The sequence below is a fragment of the Sphingopyxis sp. genome (genome assembly GCF_016704835.1).
GTDB lineage: Bacteria > Pseudomonadota > Alphaproteobacteria > Sphingomonadales > Sphingomonadaceae > Sphingopyxis.
The window spans coordinates 119570-135639 of the sequence record NZ_JADIZJ010000002.1 but is presented as its reverse complement, the minus strand read 5'-3'; the positions used below and the strand labels follow the sequence as shown (position 1 = coordinate 135639).

The 16070-nt window shown below is 60.7% G+C and carries 15 protein-coding genes; 7 read left to right on the top strand and 8 right to left on the bottom strand.

What is annotated here, in order from left to right; all coding sequences use genetic code 11:
* Positions 1-109: 109 nt before the first annotated feature.
* The 4 genes from IPF76_RS08415 to IPF76_RS08400 are packed head-to-tail and all read left to right on the top strand — an operon-like array spanning position 110 to position 1446.
* The gene (locus IPF76_RS08415) at positions 110-490 is read left to right on the top strand and encodes a hypothetical protein (RefSeq protein ID WP_293842385.1); all 381 of its coding nucleotides are present in this window, start codon (positions 110-112) and stop codon (positions 488-490) included.
* Positions 487-954 (top strand): hypothetical protein, encoded by a 468-nt coding sequence (locus IPF76_RS08410; RefSeq protein WP_293842383.1) that lies wholly within the window; start codon positions 487-489, stop codon positions 952-954. The genes IPF76_RS08415 and IPF76_RS08410 overlap by 4 nt, the downstream gene beginning before the upstream one ends.
* 4 nt (positions 955-958) lie before the next feature.
* The gene (locus IPF76_RS08405) at positions 959-1171 is read left to right on the top strand and encodes a hypothetical protein (RefSeq protein ID WP_293842381.1); all 213 of its coding nucleotides are present in this window, start codon (positions 959-961) and stop codon (positions 1169-1171) included.
* 59 nt (positions 1172-1230) lie between these two features.
* Positions 1231-1446: a hypothetical protein gene (locus IPF76_RS08400; protein WP_293842378.1), complete on the top strand. Its 216-nt coding sequence runs from the start codon at positions 1231-1233 to the stop codon at positions 1444-1446.
* Between the two features lie 62 nt (positions 1447-1508).
* Here IPF76_RS08400 and IPF76_RS08395 read toward each other — a convergent pair whose 3' ends face one another.
* The 6 genes from IPF76_RS08395 to IPF76_RS08370 form a co-directional block, all read right to left on the bottom strand.
* Complete coding sequence (locus tag IPF76_RS08395; RefSeq protein WP_293842375.1) at positions 1509-4163, bottom strand: CPBP family glutamic-type intramembrane protease; 2655 nt, start codon at positions 4161-4163, stop codon at positions 1509-1511.
* Between the two features lie 426 nt (positions 4164-4589).
* Entirely contained in the window at positions 4590-5012 is a 423-nt protein-coding gene (locus tag IPF76_RS08390; protein ID WP_293842372.1) for a hypothetical protein, read from the bottom strand.
* An 18-nt stretch (positions 5013-5030) separates the two neighbouring features.
* Entirely contained in the window at positions 5031-5582 is a 552-nt protein-coding gene (locus tag IPF76_RS08385) for a hypothetical protein (protein ID WP_293842369.1), read from the bottom strand.
* 86 nt (positions 5583-5668) lie between these two features.
* A complete protein-coding gene (locus IPF76_RS08380; protein ID WP_293842367.1) occupies positions 5669-6478 on the bottom strand; it encodes a hypothetical protein in 810 nt (269 codons plus the stop codon).
* Between the two features lie 53 nt (positions 6479-6531).
* Positions 6532-8574, bottom strand: coding sequence for a M13 family metallopeptidase (locus IPF76_RS08375; protein WP_293842364.1), 2043 nt, complete (start codon positions 8572-8574; stop codon positions 6532-6534).
* Positions 8575-8618: 44 nt separating this feature from the next.
* Positions 8619-9311 (bottom strand): hypothetical protein, encoded by a 693-nt coding sequence (locus tag IPF76_RS08370; protein ID WP_293842361.1) that lies wholly within the window; start codon positions 9309-9311, stop codon positions 8619-8621.
* Between the two features lie 328 nt (positions 9312-9639).
* On the opposite strand from IPF76_RS08370, the gene IPF76_RS08365 reads away from it, so the two are divergent.
* Both IPF76_RS08365 and IPF76_RS08360 read left to right on the top strand, forming a co-directional pair.
* Positions 9640-10206, top strand: coding sequence for a TetR/AcrR family transcriptional regulator (locus tag IPF76_RS08365; protein WP_293842358.1), 567 nt, complete (start codon positions 9640-9642; stop codon positions 10204-10206).
* Positions 10203-11318, top strand: a complete 1116-nt coding sequence (locus IPF76_RS08360) for an AraC family transcriptional regulator (protein ID WP_293842355.1) — start codon at positions 10203-10205, stop codon at positions 11316-11318. The genes IPF76_RS08365 and IPF76_RS08360 overlap by 4 nt, the downstream gene beginning before the upstream one ends.
* Before the next feature lie 245 nt (positions 11319-11563).
* Here IPF76_RS08360 and IPF76_RS08355 read toward each other — a convergent pair whose 3' ends face one another.
* On the bottom strand, positions 11564-13414 hold the full coding sequence (locus IPF76_RS08355; RefSeq protein WP_293842352.1) for an EAL domain-containing protein: 1851 nt from the start codon (positions 13412-13414) through the stop codon (positions 11564-11566).
* 558 nt (positions 13415-13972) lie between these two features.
* Here IPF76_RS08355 and IPF76_RS08350 point away from each other — a divergent pair.
* Positions 13973-14872 carry a hypothetical protein gene (locus tag IPF76_RS08350; RefSeq protein WP_293842349.1) on the top strand — a complete coding sequence of 300 codons (900 nt, stop codon included), beginning with the start codon at positions 13973-13975 and terminating at the stop codon, positions 14870-14872.
* Between the two features lie 205 nt (positions 14873-15077).
* On the opposite strand, the gene IPF76_RS08345 is transcribed toward IPF76_RS08350, so the two are convergent.
* Positions 15078-15728 carry a TIGR02281 family clan AA aspartic protease gene (locus tag IPF76_RS08345; protein WP_293842346.1) on the bottom strand — a complete coding sequence of 217 codons (651 nt, stop codon included), beginning with the start codon at positions 15726-15728 and terminating at the stop codon, positions 15078-15080.
* Positions 15729-16070 lie beyond the last annotated feature (342 nt).

Here is a 16070-nt window from a genome sequence, read left to right as displayed (position 1 = left end):
TGGTAAGACGTGATTGCCCGAGGAAAGCTAAGCCGCTCGCCCCCGATTCTCCTTTATAAAAACCCGAATCTGTGGTCTATTCGCGGCGCAACAGAAGGGGTTCAGTGTCATGCTGCGTTCCAGATTTCTCGGTGCGGCCGTCGTTGCCGCTCTTCTTCTTCCCGCGCCAGCCTATGCTCGACATGACGACTGGCACCGCGATCACCATCACTATCGGGATCACGATGGCGACGCTGCTGCAGGCGCTGCGCTCGCTATCGGCCTCGTCGGGATCGCCGCCGCCATTTCAGCAAAAAAGAAGCGCAAGACTGAAGAGCAGCGCGACACCTACCGATATGGATATGGCGGCAGCTATGGCAGCGATTATTTCTCTCCGGCGCCTGACGTAAGCTGTTACCGCGGCGAGCGACGCTGCTTCGTCCGCGGCCAGTTTTCCTACGGCTGGACCGATAGTCAGTTCGGCTACGATCCGCATCGGCGGGGATATTGATCATGGCCATTCGTCACCTTTTGCTCATCGCCGCGCTCACGGCGGCACCGTCGGTTGCCGCGCAGTCAAAAGCACCCGCCGCGGCACCGAACACTGTAAAGATGGACTTAGCCGCGGCCGACGCGATCCGGTCGATGCTCGATGGCACCTTTGACGAAGGTCATATTGCGATGCTGCAGGCGCTTGGCCACCAGCAGGCGGTCGCGGCGACCTGCACCGGCTTCGAGATCGATCCGAAGGCTTTCTCGAACGAGTTTGATCTGGTCTATGACGACTCATCCGGAAAGCCGCGAAGTCTTGATAGCAGCCAGCGCACGGAACTGGAACGCAAGGCTACCTTGGCGCTTGGCATGGCCTTCGGTGCTCAGATCGCGATTTCGGCGAATGATCATCAGGCCTTTTGTCAGGCTGCCAGCGAAGAACGCAGCAGCGGCAAGGCGGCCCATCTTATCTGGGCGAAATAGGCGCGTGAGCGTCAGACCGAACTGGCGACCCGCCGTCTGCGTTTATCTCGCTTACAACGGCATCATCTTTGCGACTTTGGCCACTGCCGGTGCCCGATATACCGACATGGTGTCCGAACATGTTGCCTTTGCAAGCCTCGCTCTTCCGCCGGGCCTTGGTGCCCTGTTCATGGCTGGCGCGATAACGTGGCTCGGCTGGTGGCGACCCGCGCTGTAGGACACCCTGCGGGGGGGTCCCAATTGGGCGCTGCCGCTGATATTGACGGGGAGATCGGGATGGTCCTGGTGAACGGCGCGGCTGCCGGCTGGTCTGCGTTTGCGCTCGGTCAACTGATCATGCACGGTGCGTGCGATTTCACTTCTTTCAGCGTGCAGCCAGCTGGGCAGACGCCGCTGCTGTCCCCCGTGCTTCAATTCGGCACCTACATTCTGGCGAGCATCGTCTTGGAGGCAGTTTTGCGTCACGAACGGCACGCTGCGGCGACCGCATAACAGCGCAATAGGCTGCTAATTTCCGCATTCCACTGAAGTCGCTCCGCGAGCTGCTCTTGCATTCAAGGGATGAAGGCGCTCGCCGAGCGTGTTCGCTTCCAAACCGGAGGGATGATATTTCCACGGCGCACCGCGAGAATAAGCAAGACGATCCCCGTCGTCGTACAGAGCAAAAAGGCAATCAGCGAGGATTCGAGGCCAAAGCTGCCTCCCGTCAACGCTGCGGGGCCGTCGATGGTCGACTTGATCAGCCCCGGGCTGGCGTCATTGCCCGAAACGATGCCCGAGAAGATGCCCGATTGCGTGTAGTTCCAGGCGATATGAAAGCCGATGCTCATCCAGAGGCGACGCGTCGCCATATAGGCCGCGCCGAGCAGGACCCCGGCCTCGATACTGATGAACAGCGCGCCCGTTACCGTCCCCTGTGGATTCAGCAGATGCAGGAACCCGAACACGAAGGACGATATCGCCAGCGAGATCCAGCTTCCCAGCGATTCTTCGACGATGCGAAAAAGCACCCCGCGGAACAACAGCTCCTCGAACACGCCCGAACTGAGCGCCATCGCCGCTGCCGGCAACAGGAAGGACCATGGATTGAACCCGTCGATGCGATAAATGCCCAGGATCATCAGGATCAGGACGCAAAGGGAATAAAGCCCCGCCCCGATCAGCAAACCGATGCCAAGCTCTCGCCCCATGCCCCGCAGCGCCAGTTCGCTGACTGGTCGCCTTTCGATGTACCGCACGAACGCATAATATGTCGCAAATCCGACCGCATCCATGGCGATGACAAGCAACGCGGCGAGAATGGGCGAGTCAGCGAACTTCAGCAAGATGGTCCCGTTCACTGCGATCATGAAAAACATGAATCCGCCGAGCAGGATCAGGCGGGTCACGGGAAATTGCACCACCCGCAGCCAGGCTGGCTTCGGCTCTGAAATATCGTTCATGTCAGCGCTTCCAATCATTGTCTGCAGGGTTGAAATCGACGAAGATTCCAGTGTCCAGCGTGACCGAAGCCAGCGCCTTGCCCGGGGCAACTTGACCTCTGTCGCACGTGCGTTTTCCTGCCACACGGCAGGTGTCCGATGCACCCGTTCGCTGCTGCCGTCGACATAGGTCAGGACCAGATCGAAGGGCATCGCCATGCCCCCTGTATTGCGCACCACGATCGCATGCCCGCCTTCGTCGCTGCGCACGTCGCCGAGCGCCAGATCCATATAATTATACCCGAAGAACCAGTTCTTGAAGAACCAGCTATGGTTCCCGACGCCGGCATTGTTGAAACTGTTGAACATATCCCAAGGCAGCGGGCGCTTACCGTGCCAGCGTTCCATGAACTGGTGCAGGGCCATCTTGAACGCCCGATCGCCCATCAGGTCCCTCAGCGCCAGATAGCCCAGCGCCGCTTTGCCATATTGGTTGAAAGCAAAAACAGGGGTCTGCCCGAACAAGGAATCGTGCGGCGTGATGATCGGGAGCTCGTTCCCAGAGCTCGGTTGAGGCCAGCCCGGCCCGTTTACCCGGAAATCCTTGAACAGCTGATCCGCGACGGCGACGCCGAGCTCCTCGCGATTACGCAGATACTCGAAAGTGGTCGTCCATCCCTCATCCATGAACGGATAGCGCTTCTCATTGATGCCCATGAAAAAGGGGAACCAGCTGTGCAGAATTTCGTGCGTTGCGACAAAGCCCGTAAAGGCATTTTCAGGCAGCTTGGCGGCACTAGGATTTCCAATGTTGGATCCGTCGTTGACCATCATTGGATATTCTTCGTCGGCGCTGCCGAGCACGATGGTCGTCTTGGAGTAAGGATAGGGCACGCCCGGATATTTGGTCGAGCCGAAGCGCAACGCTTGCCTGGCAAATTCGACCATCGGCTCGAAGTCCGCCACATCGTCGGGATAGGCCGCCTGGACGCTGGCACGCCGGCCGCTTGCAGGATCGACCACGACGCTCGACGCCTGCCAACGATAGTGATTGCTGAGCGCGATGGCGAAATCCGGGACATGGTTGGCGCGCCACTTCCAGCTTAGCGTATCGGCACGAGCGGTAACCTGGCCGCCGCGGATGTCGGGAGACTCGGCGATCGTCAGCACACGATCGCTTGTCCGGCTTTTTTTCAGGCTGGCGACGATCTTGGGACGAAGAACCTCCGCGGCATTCTGCAGCTCGCCAGTGGCCCAAACGACATAGTCGCGGGGCGAGACGACCTCGACCTCAAAATCGGCGAAGTCGTTGTTGAATTCGCGCCCCATGGTGAACAGCTTGGTGTCCCAGCCGCCATCATCGCTGTAGTTGGTCACCCGCGGAAAGAAATAGGCGAGGAAGAAGCTGTTCTCGTCGAGTGCCCCTTCCTTCCACCCCTTGTCGCGGACAAGATCATAGCTCCAGCGCATCTTGATGGAGACACTGGCTTTGGACGCCAGCGGCGTGGGCAGGACGATGCCATGCATGGTACTGCCAAGGAAGTTGATAGAACCGAGGGGGCTGGCCGGATCGTTCCAGGGCACCGTCTTGCCGTTGATGCTGAACTCTTCGACGGCAATGCCGGACGTCATGAAGTCGCTGCTGGTTGGCAGTTCGCGAAGTGCTTCCGCCCGGTGCGCATTCAAATACAGGCGGAAAATCAGCAGCGGCATCGGGTCGGGGCTGTTGTTGGTGTAGATAATCTCCTGTTCGCCCTGCACGCGCTTGTTCGGCGGAGCGAGCGTCACCTTAATCTTATGCGTCGCGTGGTTCTGCCAATAAATTGGTCCGGGTTTGCCATCACGGCTCCTCGTGCCACTCTGGTAAAGTCGTTCGATATCGCGCGGAACATAAATTTCTGAATCCGTCTCGCCATTCGAAATCAGCCAGGGGGGCGCGCTCGTTCTGGATGCGGGTTGGGCGACGACAGGAACCGCCGTTGTTGGAACCATTGCCGCAAGCGCAAACAGGATCCGGTTAAAACTGATAATAGCCAAACCCGTGTCCCTTCTGGTTAAAATCGCTTCGGTACGCTGTCAGGCTCCCACGACATTGCTAAATGGCCGCGCCGCATCGGCGAAAATTGCCAGTGACAAGGCATAGAAAAGCACGCCACCGAATAGCAATTGCGCGCCACACGAAGAAAAGATGGCGGCATTGCGCCGCCGCATTCGTCATCGGCCGTTTACTCCGATTGTCAGGGTGAAATTCGCGGTTTCGTTGCGCCGCGCAGCATTGCGCATCAGAAACAGGTCGATCTTGTAGTCGCCGGAAGAAGGGACGACGCCTTCGAAGTCGCTGCCCGAAGTCGATCCGATGAACAGCGCTTGCGCCGCGCCCGGCGCGGTGAGGTTGAAATTGGCCGACGCGTTTGAACTGACCAGTTTGACCTTCAGAGTCTGCCCGGCACGCACATTGATCAAGAAGAGGCGTGACCGGTCGCCCTTGATCGAACCCTTGATGATTTTCGACGACGTGCCCTTAGCAAACTGCACGCGCTCGGGCTTCGGGGTCGGTGCCTGCGCGTGAATAGCGATGGGGGCCAATATGCAGACGCTCGCGAGCGCCGCAGCCGTGAAGCGTAGAGCGGATGTCATGACTCATTTCCTCCATCGTCAGCTATCAGAATGGCAGATGATCGCCGCTTTGCCGCGCGGTTCGAAAGCAAAGCGCTTGCCGCGCTGTTGATAGATTACGGCGGGCTGCCAGATGGCATCTGGTCGTTGCGGGGTCGCGGCGGCGAAGAGCTGGCCTGCGTCGGCAAGCAAAATGGCACCGTTGCCAGAAATTGTCATTTGAAGGGCTCGCTTGCTCCATTCTCCCTGGCATCGCAGGCGCCGGCCGATGCCGCCGCTCGCCAGGGCGCCTTGCAGGATCAACGCGCGATCACCATAAGCTTCGAGCAAACAAGCCCGATGCTCGCCTTCGAAAGCACAGAGGCTTCTGCGATGAAACCATGGCGCATTGGCTTCGATCAGACTTCCGTTGGCAAGCGGGAGCGAGGCGAAGGCGGCGGAAGCCCGAACATTCGCCGTATCGATCGCGCGCAATTCAACGTCGTCACACACAAGGCGGTCCGACGCATAAACCGGCGCCGCGCAGTTCGCGCCGATCTGCTCGGCAGGCGGCGGTACCGCTTGCACGTTGATAGCCGTCAGGCCGATCAAATAGAGCGATGCTGCAAGAATGATGTGGCTCCGCCGCAATCATGACGGCGGAAGGGAATGGCGCCGCCATCCCCTTCCACCCCGGTTCAGCGACAGCGGCGATGGCTGCCGATATCGGAAATGCTGTCGACATAGCCATTGACAACGATCGCTTGCAGACATTGGTAGGTCCGGCCGTTCCACCAGATCGTCCCCCGTCCGTCGCCGCCCGATGCGAAGGTATCGACGCTCCTGAAACCGCGCGATTGAAGCTCGCGCTCGGCGCCAGCGGCGCGCGCGCCGTTCAGATCGGACACGTCGGCCGACGCGGCATAGCCCGCGCCCCAGCGGTGATCGTTGCGGTAGCTTGTGTTGTTGCGCCTCTGTTCGACCCCGTTCTGGTATCCTGAACTGTAGGAATCGTTGCGCGAATAATTATGATAGGGCTCGCTGTAGAGGCCGTCATTATAACCGCGCTCATATTCGGCCTCCTGCTGGTTATCCGAATAATGCTGCCCATTGTCGTGGTGGCCCGACTTGTGCGAGGCGATGGCCGCAATCGCGGCAATGGCCGCGACGGCGCCGACAGCCGCGACCGCTCCGTCCGATCCGCCCTTGTGCTGATTGCAGTCGGTGTTGGGAACATCGGCGATCGACGCATAGCGGCCATCGCGGGTCGTCACCATCACGCAATCATTCCGCGACCCGTTCCACCAATAGGTGTACGACGAACTCGATCCCTTGTGGCCGTCGGTGATTACCCAGCCGCGCGATCGGAGGTCGCTTTCGGCGCCCCCGGCTTTTGCCCCCACTAAATCCTGAAGAGCGCTCGCGCTCTTGGCGATCGCCAATGTCGGGCTGGCCGCTGTGGCCAGTGCAGCGCAGCCCAAGAACGCTGTTCTTAACTTGGTATTCATCGGACGTCTCCTCTACTCAAACCTAATCGGCCGGGACCTCAAGCGGTTATCTTTCACCAGATCTTCACCCGCTGTTCGGGCGGCAGGTACAACTTGTCTCCGGGCTTCACGTCAAAGGCAACGTACCAGGCGTCGACATTACGAGCGACGCCGTTCACCCGGAAGCGGGTAGCACTATGGTTATCGGTGAGAACGCGGCGGCGCTCCTCGGCCTCGGTGCGAATGCCGCGCCAAACCTGGCCCCACGACAGGAAAAAACGCTGATCGCCGGTGAAGCCGTCGATTACCGGCGCCTTCCCGCCCTGCTTTTCGTCGACGAAGCGCCGGTAGGCGGCATAGGCAATCGACAGCCCGCCAAGATCGCCGATATTCTCGCCCAGATTCTGGCGCCCATTGATATGAACCCCCGGAACGGGCTCATAGGCATTGTACTGCTCGACCAGTCCCTCGGTCCGCCGTTCGAACTCGGCACGCGATCCGGCGGTCCACCAGTCACGTAGCTTGCCGTCGCCGTCGGAGCGACTGCCCTGATCATCGAACCCATGACCGAACTCATGTCCGATCACGGCGGCAATGGCTCCGAAATTTACCGCCGGATCGGCGGCGGGGTCGAAAAATGGCGGTTGTAATATTCCCGCCGGAAAGGTGATCGAATTTAACGAGGGCACATAGCCGGCGTTGATTTCCTGCGGCGGATAAGGCCATTCCCAATCGCGCCGTGTTTCGCCGAGCTGGCGGATTTCGTCAGCGCGGCTCCATTCGATGGTGCGCTTTGCGTTGCCGATCGGATCGTCCGGGCGGATCTCGATGCTGCTATAGTCGTGCCACTGATCTGGATATCCGATGTGACTTGCGACCTTTGCAAGCTTGGCTCGCGCCTCCGACTTGGTCGGGGCGTCCATCCACGGCAGCTTGTCGATCCGGTCGGCAAAGCTTTGGCGGATGTACCCCACCATCTCGTCGACCTGCGCGCGGTAAGTGGCGGGAAAATACTGCCGCGCGAAAATCTTGCCGATCTGCTGGCTCACGGCAGCATTTGTGGCCTCAACCGCGCGCTCTTCGAGAGTGCGCTGCTGCGGCACGTTTCGCAGCTTGCGCGAATAAAAATCGAAATGGGCTTCCTGCCAATCGGCGCCCAGATTTTCCGCCCAATTGTCGAGCTGATGAAAGGTGAGATAGTCCTTCAACACATCGACCGGCGTCGCCGCAAAAAGACGGGCCAGACCCTGCACCGCCGTGTCGGTGCCCACGTCGATCTGCGAAATGCCGCCAAATCCCCGCGCTTTGAGATAGGCAGGCCAATCGAAGCCGGGTGCGAAACTCGCCAGTTCGTCCGGTAACATCGGATGGAACATCTTGACGACGTCGCGTCGCTGCTGGGCTGTCCAGTGCAGCTTGGCGATCTCGATTTCGAGCGCGACGATACGCCCGGCCTTGGCGCCCGCGTCCTTCACGCCCGCCCGCGAAAGCAAATCGGCGATGTAGGCCTTAAGTTGGACCCGGTTCGTTGCGTAAGGTTCGCCTGCCGCCAGATAATAGTCGGAGGGCAGTGTCAGCCCCGACTGGACGACGGCAGCGATATAATGCTGCGGGTCGGCCGCGTTGGGGAGGACGCCCGATGCGAACGGGCCGCCCTGCCAAGGGGTTGCCATCAGTATCGCAAGATCGGTCCGCGTCTTGACCCGGGCGATCGCGGCCAAGTCGCCGCGAATGGGTTCAAGGCCGCGCCTGTCCTGCGCCGCTACATCGAAATAGGCGCGATAGGTATCGGCAATCTGCTGTTCGTCCGAGCCGTTAGGATAGGGCTTTACCAACACGGTCTTGATGATCTCGTTAATCCGATCCTGATTGCCGAGGTATAATTTGGTCGGGTCATCATAGGAATCGAGGCCGACAGGGATTTTTGCGGTCTTGAGCCAGCCTTCGTTGACATAGAGATAGAAATCGTCGCCGGGCTTCACCGTCGTGGAAAAACTGTCCGTTTCAATGCCCCATTTACCCAGCGTCGCTTGCGGTGCCGGTTCTCCTGCGGCCGCGGTCGTCCAAACGCCTGCAAGGGACAAGACGACCAAGCCGATTACAAATCGCTGCCTCATATTACGCTCCCGCTACCCTGCCATGCGGATCCGCCCGAATTCGCTCAGTCGCCGAGGACAAAGACGTCGGGGATTTCGTATCGCTCGGGACCGATCGTCACGATCGTGACGTCGCCCTGCTTCATGCCCTTTGGCGGGAAGGCAGCCGAACCATCGGCCTGCGATGTATCGGCGGTGACGAGCTTGCCGCCTTTGTCAAAAAATAGCGTCCGGCTGTCACCCGCCGGCCACTTGATCTCGACGATCGTCATCCCGCCTTCGCCATTGCGCTTCACGCCCGCGGGACAGCTGCCGGGCGGATGCTTGCGATAACCGGTGCATCTGACCTCGGCCGTCGCATTATAGTCGGTGCCGGCAACTTTGGCGTCGCTCTGGTCGTCGCCAACCGGCGACTGGAGCCCTGCGTTGCGCGGAACGGAAACCAGCGTGATGCCGTCGACATTGGTCATGATTTTGCCGCCGAGTTTGGCCGCGTCAGCTTCGGAAGGACAACCGACAAGCGTGGCGCTATCATCCAGCAGGTTGACGGTCGCCTCGCTCTCACCGACGATGCGGCACGGCGCGCCCGGCGTCGGGAAACCGTCGCCGACGGCGTTGAGCGAGCTTGGCCACCCCGCAGGAGCGGATGCGCGCGACGCCCCCTCCGTTTCATTGCCGGGACCATCGGTTGCGCCGCATCCCGCCAGCATGACCGTCATTGCGACGAGCAGGCTCATCCGAATTTTCTCAGACAGCATCGAAAACACTCCCCTGCAGTGTTTGCGGCTGGAACGGCCTGCGCCGCCCAAAGGCATGGACTCGTCAATGCGATCGGGCCGAGCGGCCCGCCGCAATGGAGGCTTCCACAGCCCCCGACTCTAAAATTTCGCTGCGCCCAGCTTTTCTGATGTCCCAATTGTGTCTCACGTCATGGCGCGACAAACTATCGACAATTGCGGACAGCGGTTGGACGAATTGCGCCATTTGCGATCGTGGAGCCGCGCTTTTCAAAGCTCGCGCCCTTGCTCGATGTTCGCAAATCGTTTATTGTCAATGGTGACAAAATAGGTGTTGGAGGGTTCCGCGATGGCAAGGCCGCGTGTGGGAACAGAACGCCGGGAGCAAATCCTCGCCGCCTTTGAAGCGTGCGTGATCCGAAGCGGCTTTGCTAAGACGACCCTGGCCGACGTAGCGGAGGAAGCGGGACAGCAACGCTCGTTAGTGCGCTATTTCATCGGCAACCGCGAAGACATGATCGGAGCGCTGATCGACCGGCTGCTTGAGCGCGCGGAAGCTCAGTTGCAGGCCATTCCCGAGAACGATTCAGTGGAACAGGTTCTGACACTCCTGTTCGAACATGTGTTCGACGATCCCACCACCAACGCTGTGATTATGGAACTTTGGTACCTTGCACTTCGCGACGCCCGGCTGCGACAGCGACTGGCCTCGGTTTACGAAATATTGGTTATCAAGGTGTCGACTTTGGCAACCGCCGAGCAGGAGCACGACCGTGCCTTCGCCGCCGTATCCCTTGCTTTTGGATCAGCCTTTTTCCGTTACCTAGGCCTCCGGCCAAATTCTCCCGATAATCTGCGGAGCGTGACCCGGCATCTCTTGGCCGAGCCCTTGTCACAAAAGGGCAAACGACAATGAGCCTGACGGAACGGTCGACGCCTCAACGGAAAAACTCGAACATCCAACGGCTTTCGTCGTTTCGGACGCATGTGAATCATACGATCGCGAACCTCGGCCTCGTTGCCGAAAACAGTGTTCCGACGGTCATCCTTGGACATTTCGGCGAATGGCTGGAATGGCCGGACTGGCTGCGGGACGGCACCTCGCTCAGCGGTTCGGGACCCCTTCCGCCCTTTATATCGCTGGCCGATGACCTCAATATCACAGCCAATATCATCGAACATGTCGGCGAAGACCAGTTTCTGAAACGGATCATGCAGGAGGTTCATCAACCGACCGGGCCCTTCGCCGAACTCTCGTTCGCGAACGCGCCGACATTGGGCCACGCACTCGAAGCGCTCGTCAGGCTTATCAACCTGAACGGCGGGCATCTGCGGGCGTCGCTGGAGAAAACCGGCGCCATTTTGCATTTCAATCTGGAGGATGTCGTGCCGCTTGGTCGCACGTCCGATCTCCTGGGGCTTACGAAGCTGATTTATGCCTATCGGTTGATCGCGTCGTCGAAGTTCGACCTCTCGCAGGATCTCGTCCTAAACTCGACATATCCCAATAACCGCCACGCCCGGGCAATCGGCACTCTCTTTCAGTGCAAGATTGTGACCGGAGCCCCGGCGAACGGGCTCTTGATGCCGCTGCACTGGGCCGACAAGGCCAATATTTCATTTAACGACAGCTTGTGGAAGCTGGCCAACGAGCAGATTGCCCATGCCGAGCGAGAACGATCGCCGTCCGCTGCGCTGATGGAAATTCGCGTCAAAGTCGCTCAAATCCTGTCAGATAGACATCGCGCGCCGCGGCTCAAGCAGATGGCGGCCGAAACCGGAGTTTCGCCGCGTACCATTACCCGTCTGCTCGCGGCGCAGGGAACCAGCTTTCACGAAATCGTCGAACAGGAACGCCGGTACCGCGCCTCAAAGCTAATCAACGATCCCTCGCTCAGCCTCCAGACAATCGCGACCTCGTTGGGATTCACCGATATGTCGAGTTTCGGCCGATCCTTTCGCTTATGGTTCGGTCAAACGCCTGGGCGGTTTCGCAACGGCGAAAGAGGAGCTTCAACCATCAGTTGACTGCATGACCGGTTTTGGCATCAGCAATTAAAAACGAGAACGGTCGACATAGGGCGGGAAGCCGACGGGGCGGCCTTCTTCTTGAGTGCTTCGGGGAAACGAGCACGGTGCACTAGCCGCGCAGTTTCCGGCGCTGCTGCGGTGCCTGTTTTTGACAATTGGGTCACACCAGCCGGCTGGCATGTCCCCTCCCCGGCAAAATTCAGGCATTCCACCGCCGAAGTCTAGCGGCGCTTCCTCTCCGATCAGCGGGATATTTCGTGAACCTTATGCTTTATCCGTCCGGCCGGGCGAATAGGAGACGCGGAGAGCCGCTGTGCGCCGCCAAGCAGCAGCGCGGTCGTGGCTACACGGTCGACCGCTTCAGAAAAAAGATATCCCTGGCCGAGCAGGCAGCCGGCCGAAATCAGTTCGCGGACCTGATCTTCGGTTTCGACCCCTTCCGCAATCACGCGCATATCGAGCTTGCCGGCAATCTGAATCAACCCCTCGACAATCGCCATGCTGGCATCGCCGGGTGCGAGGCGCGCGATGAAGCTCTTGTCGATCTTGAGGATATCGACAGGGACGGTCAAAAGATGCGTGAGGGAGGCATAACCCGTTCCGAAATCGTCGAGCGCGACGCGCAGGCCCTTGGCGCGGAGTGCCTCAACGGCGCGCTGTACGAGGCGGTCGCCTTCACCCATGTAAACCGTTTCGGTGACCTCGAGGATGACGTGGTGCAAAGGCACGCCCTCTTTATCGAACGCTGCCGCCAGCAAGCGGTCGAGCATTCCGCCGTGCATATCCGCCGACGACACGTTGATGCCGACGTGCTGGAAGGGAATTCCCATGTCCAGCCATGCGCGAACGTCCGCTGCAACCAGTGCCATCATACGCGCCGTCATTGCGGCCGCGACATGCACATCCTTGGTCGCTTCCTGGAAGTCGGCCGCAGGAATGACCCGGTCGCCAATCCGCATCCGGCACAAGGCCTCGAGGCCCACGATTTCGCGCGTGTCGAGCCGCACGACGGGCTGATAATAGGCATCGATCCTGTGATCGCGAAGTGCTGCGTCGACATCGCGGATCTCGCCGAGGCGGCGCGTGATATTGGTGCCGAGGCCTGGCCAGTAGCGCACGAAGCCGCCGCGCCCGGTTTCCTTGGCGTGATACAGCGCGAAGTCAGCATTCTGCCGCACCCGCTCGGCAACCCGGTCGCCAAGGGCAAGCGTGGCGCCGCCGATTGTCGCGCGCGGCACAATGACATGATCACCGCATTCCGCAGGTTCTGCGAGCGCGGCAAGGATCTGCTCGGCGGTGCCATCCAGATCCTCGAGAGTAGCCGGCGATCGGAGCAAGGCCGCGAATTCGTCACCGCCGATGCGAAAGGCTGCGTTCGGGGCCACCGCTGCAGCGATCCTTTCGCCAGCGATCTTCAGAAGGCAGTCGCCTGCGTGATGGCCGAAGGTGTCGTTTGCGACCTTGAGATTGTCGAGATCGATGACAAGCAGCGCCCAGTCGCCCGGCGCGCCGCAGTCCAGGGCTCCCAGCGCGGCGTTGAACGCCGCCCGGTTCGGAAGCCCGCTGAGCGCGTCGGTGAACGCGCGCAGCTGATGGGCTTCCATACGCTGCTCGCGTTCAAGCGCGATCGCGCACAGATGAACGCATTGCCTGACGATTTGTCGTTCAAGCTCGGTCGGACCCCGCCGTTCACGGTAATAGAAGGCAAAGGTCCCGACTGGTTCGCCAGTAGCGTCCAAGATGGGGCTCGACCAGCAGGCGAGCAAGCCGAGCGGCAGCGCGAGATGCTTATAGCCGGCCCATCGCGAGTCGCTTGCGATATCAGTTACGGTGACCTCGGAGCGAAGATAGGCCGCGGTTCCGCACGATCCTGCGGTTGGACCGGGTTGGAGGCCATCGAGGGCCGCCGAATAGTGCGCCGGAAGACTTGGACCGGCGAGCGGATGGATCATCCCGGCGGCATCGACCGTCAGCACCGAGCAGATGGCATCCGGGACGAGGGTCTCCGCCTCGATGCACAGCCACGTAGCCGTATTCACCAGCGTGTCACCCTTGGCGATCATCTCGAGAATGATGTTCTGAAGCTTTAACATGATCTCCTCAGGCCCGGCGCCAGCAGCGATCATGATGGGGATCGGACCGAGGCCCGAAGCTTGTGACACTAAGCTTAAGATTCTCCCTCATCGCGTTTCAACGCTTCATGCGGGACTAAGTATGCATGGTCGCTCGTTTTCTTGAATATCAGCGTTTTACGCTGTCGGCCAAATGACCAGCGGCACGGTACCAGTCGTCGCCTGAACCAGGTTCCGTCGCGATGTTCCGCCAGCGCGCCACGCGCTCGACCAGCTTTTCCCAAGAGGTCGCCGAAAAGCCGCCTGACCGCGATCGACCACTTTGCCCGGCAGCGAGCGAGTGCGGCTCACGCCCAACGCCGGCCGGCTCCACCGCGCTATCCCCACTGGCCGCCATCGCAGTTCGGCGTGTCCACAATTCATGCTGCCTTGCAACCGAGGCACCACCAGAGCGTTGGATGGCGATCAGGGATATCCGCTCGGCTTGTGAGGAATGAACTTCCGGCAGCGATAGCAGCGGATCTGCCCCCAAGTCTCCGGCCAAAGAGCCGTCCGCTCATTCAATGAAGGTCCAAGCCCATGAAAAGCATCTTTGTCCTAGGCGCCGCTACAAGCGCGCTCCTGCTCTCCACGACGGCCATGGCGCAGGAGCAGCGTCAGCAGCAGGGCAATATCCTCGAGCAGCTGCTGGGTTCGGTGTTCGGCACCAACGAACAGGCAAGCGAGCAAACGCTGGAATCTGATTGGAACCAGGGGCGGCGGCCGTTCGCTCAGCGCCGAGCCGCACTGGAGCAGCGGATCGACAGCGCTGTGCGCGACGGCTCGCTCGGCCGAAGCGAGGCCGATCAGATGCGCAGAGAATATAACGAGATCGTTCGGCTCGAGGCGCAATACTCGGTAAATGGCAATATGTCGCAGCAGCAGCGCAGTGATTTGCGGATGCGGTACCGGGCCTTGAACCAGCGGATCGGCGGTCAGTATTCCGGTCAGCCTGCCGACCAGGGTGGTTATCAGAATGAAGGTCGCTGGCAGATGCTGTCCACGCGGAACGCAGACTTCGAACAGCGGATATCGACAGGACTGCGAAATCGTAGCTTGACGCAGGCAGAGGCCACGCGGCTTCGCAGCGATTGGCGGTCGTTGGCGCAGCTCGAGGCCAGCTATCAGCGCGGCGGGTTCGATGCACGCGAGCAGGCCGATCTGTGGTCGCGGTACAATGCGATCGACAGCCGCCTTGGCGGCAGCTTTGGCAATGACGGCAACAGCGCGAGGTGGAGCCAGCTGGAAGCGCGTCTGGCTGCGTCCGAACGCGGCGGCAGTATCAGCCGTAACGATGCGATGCAGGTGCGGGCCCAGCTCAGCGATCTGGTGCGGCTCGATGCCGCTTATGCGACCGGCGGCTACAGTGCCGACGAGCGGACGTATCTGACGCGGCGTTATGGTGAGCTCGACCAGATGCTTGCCAATAGCCGCCGCTAATCGCGTTGTTTCGTTGCGCTTCGGCGCAGCGGACATTCTGCAGAGTTTACGCGGTTCGATGCGCCGGGCGCGACCAACATCGCGTCCGCTGCAACCCGTGACCTTTAAGCTTCGGTCCGGCGCACCGCGATCGGCGCGGCATCACAGGTTCAGCGATGCAGACGCGCCCGGGTGGATTATCGCAGGTCTGCGCATCGACCCCGCGCTATTCCTGCGCCTCGGGCACGAGAATGAGGGTGCGGCCTTCAACCCGCCAGGATTGCAGCTTCGAGAGGAAGTTCATGCCCAGCACGTCGGTGTTGCCGAGCCCGGGCGAGATCACGACCTTCAGCGCTTTCGCCTCGATCCCGCCAATTTCGAGCCGTTCGACGGTTCCGCCGGCCGCCCGGACCGTTCCGTTTGCGGTCTTCATGAGCAGCGGGACGAGCGTGGCGTCGGCTTCGACGCCAGCGGCTTGCGCCGTGGCCTCTGAGAGCGCCGTCACTGTCGCTCCGCTGTCGACGAGCATGCGCCGCTCGGCGCCATTCAGGCTTACCTTCGCCCAGAAATGTCCGTCCGGGGCCATCGGAATGCGCACCTCGTCGCCGACGACCTGCTGGCGGTCGAAGCCGAGGTCGGCGGCGGCGCGCGAGAGGATGGGGTCGAAAGGCGCTTGCTGCAGAACAAGAAAGATGCCGAAAGCGAGCAGTGCGAATGAAAAGAGCGCGCGCAAGGCCCGCCCGACATAGGGCAATTTGAACAGCAGGATGAGGATCAGCGCCGCGCCAGCGGCGTAGATGGCAATTTGCTGCCACGGCAAGTCGGTTGCGAAGGTGGGCATCCAAGTCATGTAGGGATTGGCCGCGCGATCTGCCATGCCGTCTTCGCACTATCGGCTTGGGTTTCGGCGTCGGCGCCGCAAGGGCTTTGTCCATCCGCGCAGGCCTGCGGCTATCACGATCGCCCGAAAAGCGAGACGCGGCAGAGACGCGCCGCTGGCCGCTGTTTGCCCTGGGATCATCGCAGCGGATGGCGACAGGCGCTCGCCTTGGCCTGTCGTGGCGGCAGGCCGATTGGTCGAAGACACCGCCCTGCCCTCCGGACTTCGCGACGAGAGCGCCGAACGATGATCAGCGCATATCGCGGCCGCTTTAGCGGAACCCGCCTTTATCCACAGACGTTTAGCTTCTATCCACGACGCGACGGGTGCGGGTTCCAC